The following is a 17880-nucleotide window of genomic DNA, read 5'->3' on the forward strand; positions in this document are numbered from 1 at the left end:
TTAAGATCCGGCGCGGAACTCGATGCGCCGGTTGCGTGCGCGGCCATCGGCCGTATCGTTCGATGCAATCGGCTGATCGGGCCCGACTCCAGTGGTGCTCATCTGTTGCGGCGGGATGCCCTTGGCGACGAGATAGCCCTTCACCGCATCTGCGCGTGCCTGGCTCAGCGCGATATTCGACGTGCGATTACCCGAGTTGTCGGTGTGACCGATGATCGCGACCGTCTTCGTCGCCATCTTCAGCATTGCCGCCGCCATCTGATCGAGAATCGCGCGGCCTTGCGGCGTGAGCGTCGCACTGCCGGTTTCGAATTCGATCGTGCGATTCGCTAGCGTCTGATCAAGCAGGCCCTGTTCGGATGCACTGACGCGCAAGCCGTTCTTGATCGTATACGTCGGATTCAGCGCATTCGCCATGTCGCTTGCGAGTTGCTGACGCTGCGACTCGTTGCGCACCTCGCCTTTCACGTCGATCTGCGTGCCGTCGATCTTCAACTGTCCTTTACTGATCTGCTTGAGTTGCGGGCCAATCAGTTTTTGTACATTGGCGGACCAGTTCGGCGGCGTCGCGACGTCGGCGACTTCGATCTGATCCACTACGTTGGCCGCGCCATACGTGTCGCGCAAACGCGCGAGCACCGCGGCTTTGGTCGCCTCGTCCGGTACTTTTCCACCGACCACGACCTGGCCCGGCGCCGCGTTCGCGGGCGGAGGCGAAGCCGTGACCGCGCCGGTGCCGGCGCCGGTCGTGCCGCTTGCGAGGCCCGCCGTATTCACTGCGGGACCCGCACTGCCTGCCGTAGTGGACGAAGGCGAGGGGAGCGCCGTCGTGCGAATCGAAATGCCGCTGTTGTCGACCGGCGTGACGCGTGCGGGGCCGTCGTTGTCGGCGTGAGCGAGCGTGCTGAACAGGCCGCTAACCAGCAGGCTCGCGAGCAGCGCGCTGATCGCGGTGCGTGAATAAGTCATCGCGTCACGCTCCCGTGAAGGCTTCGCGGAACGTGTCGATGCTGACGCGCAAGGACAGTTGCGGTTGGTCGAGGTAACTGACGAGCTTGCTGATGCCATGATCGTTCTGTGCGTGTTCGTCGATCCACTCGGGGTCGTCGATATCGATGTTATGGGCTGCGTATGCTTGCGGATCGACCACACTGTGCAGCGTTTTCGCGGACGCACCGTTAAAGCCGATGATGAGCCGCTCGCGCTCCGCGATCGTGCCGATAAAAATCGCCAGTTCGAAATCCGCTTGCGCGACGAACGGCGCGATCAGTTCGAGCCAGAATGCGGCGACGAGGCTGCGATAGAACGGATCGTTCGGCAACGGCAGCGTGAGCCCGCGTTCGAGATGCGACGAACCGCTTTGCATCACGGGGCGCAGCAGCGAACCGAGCGCGAGCATCGCGCCGCGCAAGCGCACCGGATGCCCGCTTGCGAGCAGCATCTGTTCGAGTCCGGCGAGCGTCTGATGTTCGACGAAGTCGTTGAACGTGCCGTCATGCGGATTGCCCGGACCGCCGCCGATCTCGATGGGCACCTGCGTTTCGCCGAGCGCCTGCAATGCGCCGGCCGGCTCGCTCACGCCAAGCAAGGGCTTCATTTGCGCCGACACGCGCGACCACAAACGCGCGAACGCAAGCGGACTGTGCGCGAGGAACGTGAGCGGCTTTTCGACTTCGAGCGCGGTCGCGGCGAGAAACGGAAAGCGTCGCGACGACTGATCGTGACTCGCGACCATGTGCCCCGCAATCGCGAGCTTGCTGCGCGAACCGAGAAACGCGAAATGCATCGGCTTCGCGTTTTCGTAGACGATCTTCCAGCGCGGGTCGTCGGTGAGCAGCTCCATTGCTTCGGCGATCCAGCGGTCGAGCGTCGCAAGCAACTGCGGGTTATGCGCGCTTTTCACGAAGTCGCCGCGCGACGGAATCTTGCCGAAGTACGCGATTTGCGCCTGCACGGTCTGCGTCATTGCGCACCTCCTGTGTTCGAAACCGCGGTCGTCGCCGGTCGCGCCGCTGTTGCCGCCGTTGCCGCCGTTGCCGCGGGCGTTGCGTTCGCGGCCGTGGCCGTGACCGAATTCGCCGCCGCGCTGACGTCGGCCACCGACGAAGGCAACCGCAAGCCGCGCAGGCTCTGCTGCTGCGGCGCGTCGCTGCTGCCGCCCGATGCTTGCGACGTGCTGATGATGCGCATGCTGACCGCCACCGTGATGTTGCCTTGCGTCCACGACAGGTCGAACGTGCCGTCAGGCCGGCGCTTGCGCTGCGCCGAATTGATCAGCTTCTCGAGACCGTAGCGGCCCGGCTCGTTGACGAGCTGCAGCGTGCGGCCGTCGAAAGTCGTGGCATTCAACGTCGCGCCTGGCGAGCCCGACGGATTCGGCCACACGAAGTTGGTCCATTGCGGCGGCGTGTTTCGATAGCGCATCTGCTGACCGTCGATCGCGAGCGTGTACTCGGTCGTGCCGCTGCTGGGTTGCGGCAGGATCTGGAACACGGTCTGCGGTTCCGCGGAGCCCTGGCCAGCCGACGCGCCCGCTGCGCCGCCCGCCAGCGGGGCGACCCAGCGCGCGAATCCGCTGGTGAAGTCAGGCGTGAGCGCGAGCCCCATGTCGCCCCACGTGCGAGCGGTGAGCGTGTCGCCGCGGCGCACTGCAAGCGGTCCGAGCGTGGTGCCGACGAACTTCGCAATCGAGCCGTCCGGTCCGAACACCTGCGCGATTTCACCGGCGCCCGCTTCGACTTTCGCATCGCCGGCAAAGGGATATTTGTTGGCGAGCGAGTTCTGGAACGTCTGGTACACCTGCGCGTTCCACACCTTGTTGACTTCGACGCTGGCCGGCTGGATCACGACCGCATACGCGGCCATCAGCGGACGCACGAGCAGCGGACGCAGGGCTTTGCGTTGCGAATCGGTGAGGCCCGTCAGCATCTGCTCATCGACGTACTTCAGCGAATCGGCAAGTTCGGAGCCGCTGCCGTCGAGCGTCTGCTGCATGAGCTGACGCGCGCCCGGTCCAGGATCGCCCTGATTCTTGATCACGTTAAAGCGCGTACGGACTTTCGACAGCGTGTCCATATAGCCCTTCAGCATCGAGCCGTTATCGCCGGTCTGAACCATGCGGCCGAGCGCGGAGAACTCCTGGCCAATCGGTCCCATCGGCATTTCGACCGGATTGCCGTTGATGTCGATGTTCGCGTTCAACTGACCCGTCGGCGCGCGCGAGAACCATTGCTTGAACCAGCTCGTCACGCCGCTTTGCGCGCGCTTCAGGTTTGCATTGAAGAGCGACGGGTTATCCCACGAGGTCTGGTCATACGCGGTTTCGAGTACTTTGCGAATCGGCGAATCTTGCGGATCGCCGAGACGGTTCATGGCATCCACTGCCTGACCGAAGCTGCCGAAGCTCTGCACCGCAATGCCTTGCATGAACTTCTGCCAGTGCATTGCATAGTCGGTCTTGTACATCGTGACGAGTGCTTTCTGTATCTGTTCGGGACTGCCTTCGAGCGTCAGGTCGTCGTGCGCGGACGTATTGAGCACCCAGTCCTTTGCTTGCAGTTCTTTTGTTGCGGCCTCGCGGATCGCGGGCTGCACATACTGGAACCACGCTTCGCGCGTGAACGTGCCGGGAATCGCATAGCTGCCCGCCACCAGCGCGGTATTGTTTTCACCGACGATGCGCGCGATCGTCATCGGCGCGAAGCGGGTCGACGCGCGTGCCTTGATCTCTTCATAAACACGTTGACGCGCCGGCATGCCGCGCACGACACGGCGCAGGTTCTCACGCGTTTGATCGACGAGGCCGAGGTTCTGGTCGATCATCGGCCAGTCGTCGTCGGATACGCGCGCCAGGTAGAAAGTAATCATGCGCTCGGCGCTGCGGATCATCTCGTCGCGAGGCATGTTGCCGCGATTCGTTTCGAGCCAGCCGCGCCAGAAGCGCGCCACCTGATCCGTCAGATGCGCCGTTTCCACATGACGCTTGTCGCTTAGCATCAGATACGTCTTGAGCGCGTTGTACGCGTCTTCCACATTGGTCGGCGATGCGTCGCTGTAGAGTCCGCCCTGGCTATTCGCCGCCATTGCGTTGTGCGCGGAGACCGGAATCGCGGCCGCATCCGGCGTGCGATTGAGCGGCGTGAGCTGATCGGGATGCGCGTTGACGTCCTTCAGGAACGACGCGAGGTTTTGCGAAACCGGATCGAGCAGGATCTGGCGCACGCCGTTGTAGTACTCGGTGAGAAGACGCTGCTCCAGACGATCGCCCTGATACAGACCGAACGACACAGCGAGCGGCTTATCGCGGCGGAACTGTTCGAGCTGGTCGATGCGGTCTTCGAGAACATCCATGGCCTGCAGGCGCGATTGCAGATCGTTGCGGTTCTGCTGCAAACGCACGACGTTGTCCAGATCGGCTTTGACGTTCTCCGCGAGTTGCTGATTGTTAATGGTCGACCACGTCCAGCCGCCCAACGCGAGCGCGAGGACCGCGACAAAGCCGAAGAAGGTCGCGTAACGCATACGCGTTTTCGCGGGACTGGCGAATTGCCTGACCGTTTGCCGGTCGGCGAAGATGACTTTGGAAAACAGATCGCGCAGGAAGAAGCCGTTCTTCGAAAACGCGCTGTGCGGTTTCGGCATGCTGTCCGCGCTCAAACCGAAGCGGTTCGCGATGCGCGTGGCCGCGGCGCTATTGGTTTCGCCTTCCTGCAATGCACTCGTGAAATAGAAGCCGCGGAAAATCGGCTTGTACTGGAACGGGTTCGTCTCAAACAGCGTGGCGAGAAACGCGCGGAGTGCGGGCTTGATCGTCGAGAACTCGAGCGGGAAACTCAGTTGGCCTGGCGAGAGCTTGTTGCCGCGATTGATCGACATCTGCGCGACGCTGATTTCCTTCAGGCCGTCGTAGAGTTCCTCGAAATGTTCATCGAAAAGGCCCACCACGTCGCGCTTCTCGTCCGGCTCGTAGGGCAGGGTGGCGCCCCATACGCGGTCGTATTCATGACGCTCGCTGCCGCTGAAGAACTCGGTGAAGCCGGTAATCAGATCGGCCTTCGTGAACATCACGTAGACGGGCGCAAAGACTTCCAGCTTCTCGGTCAATTCCTGCACGCGCTGGCGCAGGTTCTTCGCGAGATTGATCGCAAACTCGGGCTTGCTGCTGGTGAGTTCCGCGATGCTCGCGGTCACGATGATGCCGTTGATCGGCGCTTTGGGCCTGAAGCGCTTAAGCAGGCCGAGAAAGCCGAGCCATTCGGTGCGGTCTTCCTCATGCACCGAATAGCGGCCTGCTGTGTCGAGCAGAATGCCTTCCGTCGTGAAGAACCAGTCGCAATTGCGCGTGCCGCCAATGCCGTGAATCACCGCGCTGTTCTTGTCGGCGAAGGGGAATTGCAAGCCCGAATTGAGCACGGCGCTGCTCTTGCCCGCTGCGGGGTTGCCGATCACGATGTACCACGGCAACTCATACAACGCGGAGCCGCCCGACACCTGGCCGATCTTCGAAGTCTTGATCGTCTTCACTGCATCGACGAGGCGTGTGCGCAGCACGTCGAGTTCCGCCTGACGCGCCGGCGTAGGCGCGGGTCCGGCTTCGACGCTTTGTTTTTCAGCCTGCTGCTCGAGCATTTCGCCGAGTTTGTTATTCGCGCGACGCGCGCGCAGGCGGCGCACCGCCCATACCAGCAGCCATAACGCGACGACCGCGCCGAGCGCGATGGCCGGCCACATCAGGTCGATCTGCAAGGTATCGGCGCCGACGAACAACACAGCAGCGAGCGCGAGCAGGCCGATGATCGAGAGCGTGCGTGGATGGGTCAACACGTTGAGAAAGCGTCGCATAAGCCGTTCAGGTCTTGGTGATATGTGTTGTGGCGCGTGCTGTGGCAAACGGCATCACGCGCGTGCGGCGTTTGAAAATGGAGCGAAAGAAATCGAAAGCCGATTCACGCGGAACGGTAAAACGGCCGAATTGTTAAATCCGCGATTGCCGGCGCTGCAAAAGCGGGCGGACGAATGCGACGCTGTATGCCGGATTGCGGTTGGTATTGCCGCTTTTTGCCAGAAATATTGATTGAACGCCCCATTTTCCAACCTCTTGTGCCGCCGCGCTTAATGACCCCGCCCGAGAACGAAGCCGGGTTTGTGATATTCAACGTGCCCGAGATCCATCATTTTCCAGCGGCCGCCCCATGTCAGGCCGACCTGCTCGGCTGTTTGTCCATATAACTGATAGCCTCGCATGGCCCAGGGATCTTTTTCTGAAATGACGAGCTTGCCGTCGCGCAGAAACGCATTGTCCGCCGCGAGGCCGTATTGGTGATAGCTTTGAAACGCAGCGGCATTGGTGACATTGCTCCCAATTTGCGCGAGCCGGTTTTGCCGCTCCGGACTGCGATAACCTTCCAGCAGGGCCATTTCGTAGCCGTACTGCTCGTGCATGATTTTGTAGACGAGCAATAGACGGGTTCGGAAATCCGCATCGAGCAAATTCCAGTCGCGGCTTGCGTCTTTTAGCGCTGGCCGGATCTGCTCGACTTCCCGCGTGGCGAATACCTCCGGCGGCAGCGGCGGCGGGGGCACGAGCTGTTCGCCGTTCAATAATGCGGCAATTTTCTCGTCCGGCACCCGCGCGGTTTCGTCGAATTGGAATAACTGACGACCCCGTAATCCCAATGCCACCAATGGCGGCGTCGCAAGAATACCTGTGGTGGTAAAAATCAGCAAGCGCCGGCGCGCCAGTAATTTTTTCATATCCACTACGGTAGATTGCGAAATTCTTGCCGAGCGTGCTAATTGACCGCGCGCATGCGATGCGTGGCGCGATGCCCCGCGCATAACCCGGCCATGAATTGTCTGCGCGGCGCCTAATAAAGAAGCGCGCACCGCCGGCAAAAGCAGCATTGCGGCGATGAGCACTGCGACGGCGAAATAGGCAAGAAGTACTACGGCAATCAATGGAGACCCCGGAAATTGGAAACAATTGTATTTTGTAATGCTTGCTCTTAGAATCAGGCCTGCTCGGAGAGGAGCCGGAGCGGTATTATCACGGCGAAATAATCCAGGATTCAATGAGACAGTGAATGAGTGCGCCGGAAAATTCAAATTCCAAAGCCCCGCCAAGCCTGTTATCCGATAAGGCTAAAGGCGCCGACGGCAATGGTTCGCGAATTCTCGCGAATCTGGAAGGCCGCGTCGCGCCGCCTGCCGATAAACCACGCCGGTCCCGAACGCCGCTTGCGCTTGTCGCATTGCTCGTGATAGCGGCGGGCGGTTGGGGCGCGTGGCACATGCAGCAACGCGGGCAAAACGAGTCACTGGCTGCGGCCGCGCCGGCGAGCGCGGTGAACATCGGCAAGGCGGCGGTGCCGGCATCGGCGGTGAACGGCGCGGTGCAGGTCGCCGCGAATGCGCAAGCGCCGGCGCCTGCTTCGTCGCAAGCCGCGACGATCATCGCCGATGACAGTGACAGTAAAGCGGCAACTGCGTCTTCTGTATCGGCGGGCGCGGCGGAAAGCCGTTTGTCGCGCGCGTTGGCCGATGGTGCGGAGCCGAGCGGCGCTTCCGTGCCCGTTGCTTCGGTTGCTTCCGGCGCTTCGGCCTCGTCGGCGCACGTTGCATCGACGGCGAAGCACGACAAGAGTCCGGCAATCGCGAGCAAGAGCAAGCACGAGGCCGGCACGCACGGCAAGAAGGAAAGTGCCACGGCAAGTGCGAGCAGTCATCGTTCGAGTACGACGACTGCCGCCGCGCAATCGAAGAAAGCAAAGCCGGACGCAGCGTCGAAAGATGATTCGGACGCCGATCTATTGGCCGCGCTCGTCGCACGCACGAAGCCCGCCGATAGCAAGACAAGCACCGGCAATCCGGCGACGAAGGTCGCAACCTCGGCTGGGCCCGGCAATGCGAAGCTCGCCGAGCGCGTGAAAGAGTGCGGGCAGCGAGGCTTTTTCCAGGACCAGTTGTGCCGCTGGCGTGTGTGCGATGGTCATTGGGGTAAAGACCCCGCATGCCCCGGCTCGACGCCGCAAGCGCGTCAGCCCTGACGTTCGCCGCGCGGGCGGTTTACTCGAAAGACGGATCGTGAGGCTCGTGTTGTTTGCGAGCCTCGTCGACGCACACGTCTGACGCATGTTTGATTTGGCCGCCGTTGCGTTTATGATGACTCTCCTTAGTCGCACACCGATGCGATAGAACAGGAGACATCAATGAAGCGGTTTCTCGTGGCATTGAGCTATGTAGCAAGCGTCGTGACTGCTCTCGCAATTGCGGCTTGCGGCGGTGACAATCTGAATGCAACCAATCCCCCGAAAGTCATTATCGACAGCGACTACAACACGCTGAGCGACGACGGCCAGCTTGGCGTCATGGCCGCGCAATTGCAGGCGCAGGGATCGTTGAAAGTACTCGGCATTACGGTCGTGTCGGGCAATCAGTGGTTGAAGCAGGGCGTCGCCGATGCATTGAAATCCGTCGAACGGCTCGGCGTCGAAAAGCAGATCGGCGTTTATGCCGGTGCAAACTATGCGTTGTCGCACGATTTCGCCACGATCCAGGCTGAAATGGCCCAATTCCCCGGTGGCGACGGTTATCTCGGCGCGTGGGGAACACCCGAGCCCAAGTCCGATAGCGATCTCGTCGCGCCGCCTGACGGCTTCGCAACGCATACGAAAGTGCAAAGCAAAAGCGCGGTGGATTTCATCGTCGACTCGGTGAAGCAGAATCCCGGCGAGGTGACGATTCTTGCGATCGGACCGTTGACGAACATCGCGCTTGCCGCGCGTCGGCATCCCGAGATCGTGCCGTTGATCAAGCAGATCATTTATATGGGTGGCGCGATCGACGTGCCGGGCAATACGACGCCGACCGCCGAATTCAACTGGTGGTTCGATCCGCAAGCAGCGAAAGAGGTGTTGCGTCTGCCGATCAAGCAGGTTGTCGTTCCGCTCGATGTGACTGACACCGTGAAGATGGATAAGGCGCTCTATGACCGGATCGCGCATGACCCGTCGAAGCAGACCATCATTACGCAGTTGTTCAAGACGTTGAACGGTTATGGCTTCGACGGCAAGAACGGTTTCGAGACGAACCCGAACTACACCACGAACATCTGGGACACGCTGACTCTCGGCTATTTGATGCATCCTTCGTTCGCGACGCAAACGGTCGACGAGTGGGTCGATGTCGATATGAGCTTCGGCGCCAATGATGGAAAAGCGACCGGCTATACGAGTTCGCCGCCGGCTGGTCTACAGAAGATGACGATCATCAAGCGCTTCGACAATCAGAACTTCTTCAATTTCTATGTGGACTTGCTGACGCGCCCAGTGCCGGTGCCGGGCTGATCGATTGATCGATTGATTGATTGATGCGTTGAACGTGCTGCGAGCCTGCATCGAATCCGCTTCAGGCGGGATGCAGGCCGCGCAACAACTGGCGCACGCGCGAGAGATCTTGATCGACGTGCTCGGTCTTTTCGAACAGCTCCGCAAGCCAGTCGACGAAAGCACGCACGCGCGGCGACACACGTCGATTCTTCAGATAAGCGACGGAAACCGGCATCGGCACGGGTTTCCATTGCGGCAGTACTTCGCGCAATTGTCCTGAGTCGAGGTACGGTTGCGCGGCAATTCGCGCGGGTTGAATGAGCCCGTGACCTTGCAGTCCGCAGGTGAGATACGCCTGCTCGTCGCTCACTTTGATAAAGCCGTTCACCTTGACGCTTTGCGCTTCGCCTTCGACTTCGAAATCGAACGCCACTTCGCGGCCGCTATTTGGCGACATGCAATTGACAGCCACATGTCCGCGCAAATCGTCGAGGTCGGTGGGCGTGCCGTAACGCGCGAGATAGTCCGGACTCGCGCAGGTCACATGTTCGAGCGTGCCGAGTTGTCGCGCGACGAGATTCGAATCGGGCAGTTCACCGAGTTGAATGCTGCAATCGATTCCTTCGGCAACCAGATCGACGGTGCGGTTGCTGACGCCGATGGCGAGATCGAGATTCGGATAGCGCGCGTGGAAGTCGTCGAGAGCGGGCAGCACGATTGCGCTCGCCACCGAGCCCGGCATTTCGATGCGCAGGCGGCCTGTGAGGTTATCGGTGGCGTGACGGATGCTGGCTTCCATCTCGTCGATGTCCGCGAGAATTTGCGCGCAACGTTCGTAGTAGGCGGCGCCTTCGGGCGTCACGCTGATGCGCCGGGTAGTGCGGGCGAGCAGTTGCGTGCCGAGTAGGGCTTCCAGGTTCTGGACAATGGTGGTCGCCGTCGCGCGCGGAATGTTCAGGGATTCCGCTGCGCGGGTGAAGCTGTTGGTGTCCACGATTCTTAGGAAGGTGCGCATTGCTGTTATTCGGTCTAGCATTTGGGCCTCTCGGGGTTGGGTTTTTTGCCTGCGGCGGGCTTTTTTGGGGTTCGTTTTTTTTGGCTTTTGTTTTTGGCCTTTGTTTTTGGCCTTTCCTTGAATTCGTTGTGGTCTATTTGCGTTGCCCCTGTGCGGGGCGGCACCTACTTTCTTTGCCGCCGCAAAGAAAGTAGGCAAAGAAAGCGGGCTCACACCGCCAGCTTATAAGTGGGTCCCTCGTTTGGAGAACGGAGTGGTGCGTTTAACATCCGTGCCCTCGCGCATTCGGCACTCGTGACAAGGCAGTCATGCTTCCCGCCTCGCACTACGTGCTCGCCGGAAGGGTTGGCTTACACCATCCGCTCGCGTTTTCGCGCGGTGGGGGCCGTCGGCTGCGCCTCGGCGTGGCGCTGTTGGGGCGATCGCGTTGCGTGGCAGGGCTCTTAATGGCTGCATCGGATCGTGGCTGCATCCAATCGTGCTGCATTCAATCGCGCATTTGAATGAGCACCCTCGATGAAAGCGAGGAGGGCGCAACGCGCTAATGGCTCGCAATCCCAGACACCACCGACCACCCGACGGGTTGGGGAACGACCGCACGGCGCGCGAAGCGCCGCCGGAAGAATGACTGCTTTGTCACGAGCGCGGAATGTGCGAGAACACGGATGTCAAACGCACCACTACCCGCTCCGAACCGAGGGACCCACTTAAAAGCTGGCGGTGTGAGCCCGCTTTCTTTGCCTACTTTCTTTGCGGCGGCAAAGAAAGTAGGTGCCGCCCCGCACAGGGGCAACGCAAATAGACCACTATGAATTCAAGGAAAGGCCAAGGGCCCACCCAAAAAAGCCCCCAGCCGCACGGCAAAAAAAACCAAAATCACTTCCGCATGGAATCCAGATCAACAACAAACCGATACTTCACATCACTCTTCAACATCCGCTCATAAGCATCATTAATCTTCTGCATCGGAATAATTTCGACATCCGAAGTAATCCCATGCTCGCCGCAGAAATCCAGCATCTCCTGCGTTTCGGCAATCCCGCCGATCAGCGAACCGGCCAGCCGGCGGCGCTTGAAAATCAGGTTGAACACTTGCGGCGACGGATGATCGTGCTCGGGCGCGCCCACCAGCGTCATCGTTCCATCACGCTTTAGCAGGTTCAAGAACGGATTCAGGTCGTGCGGCGCAGCCACCGTATTCACGATCAGATCGAAGCTGTTCGCATGCGCTTCCAGTTCTTCCGCGTTCTTCGAGATCACCACCTCGTGTGCGCCAAGCCGCTTGGCGTCCTCGATCTTCGACGGCGATGTCGTGAACAGCACCACATGTGCGCCCATTGCGCGCGCCAGCTTCACGCCCATGTGGCCGAGGCCGCCCAGGCCGACAATGCCGACCTTCTTGCCAGGACCCGCGCCCCACGTGCGCAGCGGCGAGTACGTGGTGATGCCCGCGCACAGCAACGGAGCGACGCCGGCAGGGTCGAGGTTTTGCGGCACACGCAGTGTGAATTCCTCGTCGACGACGAGTTGCGTCGAATAACCGCCGTAGGTCACTTGCCCGTCGACGCGGTCCACGCCGTTATACGTGCCGACAAAGCCGTTCTCGCAGTACTGCTCGAGGCCTTCCGCGCCGCTCGCGCACGTACGGCACGAATCGACGAGGCAGCCGACGCCCACCAGATCGCCCGCCTTGTACTTCGTCACATCCGGGCCCACCGCGGTCACACGGCCGACGATTTCATGACCCGGCACCACCGGATACATCGTGTTCTTCCATTCGTTGCGAGCCTGATGCAGGTCGGAATGGCACACGCCGCAAAACAGCACTTCCATTTGCACATCATGAGCGCGCAGTTCGCGACGCTGGATTTCGAACGGGGCGAGCGGCGCGCTGGCGTCGGTCGCGGCATAGGCATAAGTCGTGCTCATGGGTAGTTCTCCAGCAAAGATGGGTGATGTCAGAAGGCGCCGGCAATGGGCAATCGGCGACGGGCGACGGTAATGGCAATCGGCAACGGACAACGCATGTCGCGCATGCGCCTAACCGCACGGTTCGGGTCGCGGCGCGTGATGAAAGCGCGAATGAAGGTCGTCCAACAAACGTCGCGCAGCAAAGCTCATCCGACAGGGTTCCCATAGTAGAAGCCGACGGCGAGCCAGTGAATACCTGAACGTCTTGAAGATTTGCCTAAAACTCCTGGGGCGAAGCGCGCCAGGCAGTTTGATGCTAAATTTCAAGCACTATTCTCTTGTACGTCACTATTTCGTCATGTCGCCGCACCTATCGCAACCGTCGTTGTCTTCCGCCGAATTTCCACTCGCGCACGCCGCTCATGCTGCGCAGCAACGCCTGATCGAAGTGTTCGACGCACTCGCGCCCAAGCCGGGCATGACGCGCTCGAGTCTTGAAGGCGTCAATCTGATGCGCGCGAATAGTCCGTTGCCGCGCATGCCGGTGATGTACGAGCCGAGCATTGTGATCGTGTGCCAGGGGCGCAAGCGCGGCTATCTCGGCGACCAGGTGTTCCAGTACGACGCGCAGCAGTACCTCGTGCTGTCCGTGCCGCTGCCGTTCGAATGCGAGACTGAGGCGACCCCGGACGAGCCGTTCCTCGGCATTTCCATTCGAGTCGATCTGACGATGGTTGCCGAGTTGCTGATGGCGCTCAACGAAACGCAGGGCGCGGCGCGAAACGAACCGCTCGGCATTTATTCGACGCCGCTCGATCCGGCATTGAGCAACGCGGTGCAGCGTCTGCTGGACGCATTGGTGTCGCCGCTCGACGCGCGCATTCTCGCGCCGGGCATCGTGCGCGAAATCTGCTATCGCGTGTTGACCGGCGAGCAGGGCGATGCAATTCGCGCGGCGCTCACGCATCAGAATCACTTTGGACGCGTTGCCAAGGCGCTGCGCCGCATTCACGCCGACTATCACGGCGCGCTCGACGTCGATACGCTCGCCGCCGAAGCCGGCATGAGCCTCGCGGTTTTTCACGCGCAATTCAAGGCCGTCACGGCGACCTCGCCGATGCAATACGTGAAGACCACGCGTTTGCATCACGCGCGTTTGCTGATGGTGCAGGATGGTTTAAACGCGGGCGCCGCGGCCGCAAGAGTCGGTTATGAAAGCGCGTCGCAATTCAGCCGCGAATTCAAGCGTCTTTTCGGCCTGAGTCCCGTCGACGAAGTGAAGCGCATGCGCGCAATTTACGACTCACCGCCGCCGCGCATCGTGAAGCCCGTTGCGCGTTATGTGACGGCGGTGTAGAGAAAGCGCTTCGCGTTCATCAACCACCGCTAATTTTCGCATCCGCCTGATTGGCGTAATGCGAGCGCTTTTCGTCGTACATCTGCAGATCGGCGCGCTGCACGCCGGCTTCAAGACGGTCGCCGCGTTGACAGGTCGCCATGCCCATCGAAAAGCTGAGCGGCGAACCCGGATAGAACTGGTTGTTCATTTCGACGAGTTTGCCGACCGCATCGATCATCGCCGCGCCGCCGCGCTCGTCGGTATCCGGCATCAGAATCGCGAATTCGTCGCCGCCGATGCGCGCCGCCTGAAACGGCGGCTCCATCGCTTTGGCCAGCACCTCGCCCGCACGGCGCAGCAGCGCATCGCCGGCGGCGTGGCCGAGCTGATCGTTCACGCGCTTCAGTCCATTCAGATCGGCGATGATGATCGTGACAGGCCACGGCCCCTTGCGTTCGAGCCGATTCAATTCGTCGACATAGAACGAGCGGTTGCGCAGCTTCGTCAGCACGTCGTGCTTGCCGAGAAACTCCAGGTACGCCTCCGCCTTCTTGCGGGCGGTGATGTCGGTCAATGCGACCAGCACCAGGTCCCAGTTGTTCTCATGCCCCGGCAGCACTGAAAATTGCAGGTGCACATGCACCTCGTTGCCGTCGAGCGAATAGTTGAGTACCTCGCGCTGCTGGAACAGTTTGCCTTCCCACAGATCGAGCAACTGCTCGCGGAAATGCGGACGCATGTCGTCGCGGAACACATCGGGCAGATGCGCGAGCAGCGTTTTTTTATCGGGCGCGGCGAACATCTCGAGCGTGTGCTGGTTCACGTCGAGTACGTGAATCTCCTGCATGCAGCGCTCGACGAACTCAGGGTGCACGTCGGTGAACACGCGAAAATCGCTAATGCCTGCCGCGCGCGCCTGATCGAGCAGTTGCTTGACCGCGCTGAAGTCTTCGACCCATAGCGACACCGGAGAATGTTCGAAGAGACCGCGCGCGTATTCCTCGGCGAGCGTCATACGATGCCGCGCGCTTTCCAGTTCAGTGATGTCTTCCACCGACACCAGCACGCGGTCCCAGCGTTCTTCGTGGCCCGGCAGAATAGAGCCTTTGAGCAGCACGTCGAGTCGCCGTCCAGCGAGCGTGTAGTTGACCGTCTGGCTCGTGAAATGCGATTGCCCGGCCCACAACTGGCAGAGCTCCTCGAGATGCGTCTTGAGCATGTCGTCGCGGAACACAGCGGCGAGATTGCCGTTGAGCGTGTCGAAGTCCGCGGCCTCGAACTGCGTCAGCGTCTTCTGATTGACCTTCACCACGCGAATGCTGCGCGCGCATTCGGCGACCTGTTCGGGCGCTTTGGCGAAGTACGCGCGCAGATCGCTCACGCCCTCGGCGCGCCAGGTATCGAACAGATCGCGCACGCCGCTAAAGTCCTCGACCCACAGCGAGACGGGCGCGAGATCGAACATTTTCGAATCGTCGTTAGCGGGCTTGGTAACGCCTGGCGAAATATCCAGCATGAGAGTCTCGTCGCGGAAAGTGCGGCTATTCTACGGCTGGTTGCGCATCGGTCTAAAAAACAACCAGCTTTCCAGTGTCAGCACTTTCGACAGGTGCAATAGCGGGGCGAGAGATCCGCTAACGCTAATTCACCCGCACGCTCCCACTTCGCCACAGGCCGTGCAGAAGTCGCATCCGTCCTTGCGGATCACGGCGTTCGCGCCGCACGATCCGCATTTGCGACCGAGCATCGTATGCAATCCCGGCACCATGCCAGGCTGCGTCAGTTCCGCTGTGTGCGCATCGGCGGGAGCGGGACGGATGCCGAAGTCCGCGGACAGCGCCGTTTCCGCTTTCATCTGTCCGCGCGGCAAACGTGCGAGCAGACGCGATGGAACCTGATTGCCCTCGGCGTCGAGAAAACCGCGACGATGCAGAATCTGCTGGATCGCAAACGCGAGCGCGGCCACTTCCGAATCGTGCCAGCGCGGCGTGCGATGACCGTCCAGACGCTGCACTTCGCCAAGCCGCACTTGCCCGCGATCCCACGAGACCTTGCGCATGTCCTGCAGATTGCGCGCGACGAAACCGCCACGCGCGGCGAGCGACAGCGAACGCATGGTCGCCGTGATCCATTGCTGCGATTCGTCGCGCTGACCGGTCGGAATGAAGAACTCGATGGGCCGCTCGATCGTCACGTCTTCACCGCCGAGACGTCCGGTCACTTCAATGAACGACACCGCCACGTACAGCGATTTTTTGCCGGCTTGCGTCAGGTACTCGACCTTTTCGATGATCGCCGGCAATTCGCCTTTCGGCCGATGATCGATCGCGATTCGCAGCGGGTCGAGATCGCTTTCGGCGAGCGTGTCATCGGCTTGCGCCGGACTCACGCTCAGCACGGCGCCGAGCGTTTCGTTCGGGCGATAAGTCGCGAGACCTTTCAGGCCGCTTTTCCATGCATCGAAATAGAGGCTTTCGAAGGCTTCGAACGGATAGTCGGCGGGCACGTTGACGGTCTTCGAGATCGACGTGTCCACATACGGCTGCACCGCGGCCATCATGTCCAGATGATCGCGTGCGGACATCTCCAGCGCGCTGACGAAGTAGTCGGGCAGCCTGGTCACGTCGCCGCCGAGCTCGCGATAAAGCCGGTACGCGTAGTCTTCGACATCGAACGATTCGCGGCCGCCGTCGGCCATCACCTTCATGCGCGTGTAGGTCCACGAGAAGGCCGGCTCGATGCCGTTCGACGCGTTGTCCGCGAACGCGAGGCTCACGGTGCCGGTCGGCGCGATCGACAGAAGATGGCTGTTGCGGATGCCGTCGCGGCGAATCGCTTCCTTGATGTCCTCGGGCAGCCGCGACGCGAAGGTGCCGGCTTCGAGGTAGCGCGCGGCATCGAAAAGCGCAAACGCGCCGCGCTCCTTCGCGAGTTCCACCGACGCGCGATACGCCTCGTCGCGCATCAGCCGCGCAATGCGCACCGCGAAGTCGCGGCCTTCCTGCGAGTTGTAGCGCAGCCCGAGCATCACGAGCGTATCGCCGAGACCCGTAAAGCCCACGCCGATGCGGCGCTTCGCGCGCGATTCGTCGTATTGCTGCGGCAGCGGCCACAGCGTGACGTCGAGTACGTTGTCGAGAAAGCGCACTTGCGTGCGCGTGCGTCGAGCGAGGCCGTCCCAATCGAACGAAGGCTCGCGGCCTTTGAGTTGCGCGAACGGGTCGATCACGAAACGCGTCAGATTGAGCGGCCCGAGATTGCAGCAACCGTAAGCCGGCAACGGCTGTTCGCCGCACGGATTGGTCGCGCGAATCGTTTCGACGGCACGCAGGTTGTTGTCCTCGTTCATGCGCGAGATGAACACGATGCCCGGTTCCGCGACGTCGTACGTGGAGCGCATGATGCGGTCCCAGATCTCGCGCGCCGGCCGCTCGCTGTAGACCCACAGGCCGTCGTCGCGCTGCCGCACGTCGCCGGCCGCACGCAGCGCCGGCGACGGTTCCGCGCGATGCACGAGTTGCCACGGCTGGTCTTCTTCGACGGCGCGCATGAATTCGTCGGTCACGCCGACGGACACGTTGAAGTTGTTCCAGCGTCCCTTCGAATGTTTGGCCTCGATGAATTCGAGCAGGTCGGGATGATTGCAGTCGAGCACGGCCATCTGCGCGCCGCGCCGCGAGCCGGCGCTTTCCACGGTGCGGCACGACGCGTCGAACACATCCATATAACTGCACGGACCGGACGCCGACGAACTCGTGGTGTGAACCCGCGCGCCCTTCGGCCGGATCGCCGAGAAGTTGTAGCCGACGCCGCCGCCGCGCCGCATGGTTTCCGCGGCTTGCAGCAGCGCGACGTAGATGCCCGGCAGCCCTTGTTCGTCGACGCCCTGAATCGCGTCGCCGACCGGCTGCACGAAACAGTTGATCAGCGTGGCGGCAATGCCGGTGCCCGCCGCGCTCATGATGCGGCCCGCGCCGAGCGCACCGTGCCGCAGATTGTCGACGAAGAGCGCCTCGACCGATTCGCGCAGCGCTTCCGGTTCCGCCTCGGCGACGCCGCGGGCGACGCGCTTGAAGACGTCGTCGGCGGATTGCTCGTCGCCTTTGGCGTATTTCTCTAGCAGGACGTCGGTGGAAAACTGCTGGGGAGCGATGAGCGGAGCAGGGGGCGCGCTGGCTGCGCGAGTCTCCGGCCGGGTCGACGTGTGCGGCGTGTCTTCCGCCATGGTGTGCCCTCAAACGGCGCCGTGCCGCGCACGGCGCGATGGGTGGAGATGCGCGTCACTTTAC

General features: G+C 61.5%; 11 protein-coding genes. 3 read left to right on the forward strand and 8 right to left on the reverse strand.

What is annotated here, in order from left to right; genetic code table 11:
- The 4 genes from AB6809_RS30310 to AB6809_RS30325 form a co-directional block, all read right to left on the reverse strand.
- Entirely contained in the window at positions 1-969 is a 969-nt protein-coding gene (locus AB6809_RS30310; RefSeq protein WP_029968711.1) for an OmpA family protein, read from the reverse strand.
- 4 nt (positions 970-973) lie between these two features.
- Positions 974-1966 carry a type VI secretion system-associated protein TagF gene (tagF, locus tag AB6809_RS30315; protein WP_006052916.1) on the reverse strand — a complete coding sequence of 331 codons (993 nt, stop codon included), beginning with the start codon at positions 1964-1966 and terminating at the stop codon, positions 974-976.
- Entirely contained in the window at positions 1963-5841 is a 3879-nt protein-coding gene (gene tssM, locus AB6809_RS30320; RefSeq protein ID WP_006052915.1) for a type VI secretion system membrane subunit TssM, read from the reverse strand. Before tssM ends, tagF begins: the two co-directional genes overlap by 4 nt.
- Before the next feature lie 270 nt (positions 5842-6111).
- On the reverse strand, positions 6112-6957 hold the full coding sequence (locus AB6809_RS30325; RefSeq protein ID WP_029968713.1) for a M15 family metallopeptidase: 846 nt from the start codon (positions 6955-6957) through the stop codon (positions 6112-6114).
- A 125-nt stretch (positions 6958-7082) separates the two neighbouring features.
- On the opposite strand from AB6809_RS30325, the gene AB6809_RS30330 reads away from it, so the two are divergent.
- Together AB6809_RS30330 and AB6809_RS30335 are read left to right on the forward strand one after the other, a co-directional pair.
- Entirely contained in the window at positions 7083-8045 is a 963-nt protein-coding gene (locus AB6809_RS30330; protein ID WP_029968715.1) for a hypothetical protein, read from the forward strand.
- Between the two features lie 162 nt (positions 8046-8207).
- On the forward strand, positions 8208-9344 hold the full coding sequence (locus AB6809_RS30335; RefSeq protein ID WP_006052912.1) for a nucleoside hydrolase: 1137 nt from the start codon (positions 8208-8210) through the stop codon (positions 9342-9344).
- A gap of 61 nt (positions 9345-9405) precedes the next feature.
- Here the strand turns inward: AB6809_RS30335 and AB6809_RS30340 are convergent, their stop codons facing one another.
- Entirely contained in the window at positions 9406-10362 is a 957-nt protein-coding gene (locus AB6809_RS30340) for a LysR substrate-binding domain-containing protein (RefSeq protein ID WP_310401648.1), read from the reverse strand.
- Positions 10363-11217: 855 nt separating this feature from the next.
- The gene (locus tag AB6809_RS30345) at positions 11218-12270 is read right to left on the reverse strand and encodes an NAD(P)-dependent alcohol dehydrogenase (RefSeq protein WP_371027890.1); all 1053 of its coding nucleotides are present in this window, start codon (positions 12268-12270) and stop codon (positions 11218-11220) included.
- Positions 12271-12610: 340 nt separating this feature from the next.
- Between AB6809_RS30345 and AB6809_RS30350 the strand changes: the two genes are divergently transcribed.
- On the forward strand, positions 12611-13609 hold the full coding sequence (locus AB6809_RS30350; RefSeq protein WP_029968722.1) for an AraC family transcriptional regulator: 999 nt from the start codon (positions 12611-12613) through the stop codon (positions 13607-13609).
- A gap of 19 nt (positions 13610-13628) precedes the next feature.
- On the opposite strand, the gene AB6809_RS30355 is transcribed toward AB6809_RS30350, so the two are convergent.
- Both AB6809_RS30355 and AB6809_RS30360 read right to left on the reverse strand, forming a co-directional pair.
- Positions 13629-15107, reverse strand: coding sequence for a diguanylate cyclase domain-containing protein (locus AB6809_RS30355; protein WP_029968725.1), 1479 nt, complete (start codon positions 15105-15107; stop codon positions 13629-13631).
- Positions 15108-15236: 129 nt separating this feature from the next.
- On the reverse strand, positions 15237-17816 hold the full coding sequence (locus tag AB6809_RS30360) for an adenosylcobalamin-dependent ribonucleoside-diphosphate reductase (RefSeq protein WP_307259620.1): 2580 nt from the start codon (positions 17814-17816) through the stop codon (positions 15237-15239).
- Positions 17817-17880 lie beyond the last annotated feature (64 nt).

Origin of the sequence: Paraburkholderia sp. RCC_158, from assembly GCF_041355255.1 — a bacterium.
GTDB classification, from domain to species: domain Bacteria; phylum Pseudomonadota; class Gammaproteobacteria; order Burkholderiales; family Burkholderiaceae; genus Paraburkholderia; species Paraburkholderia graminis.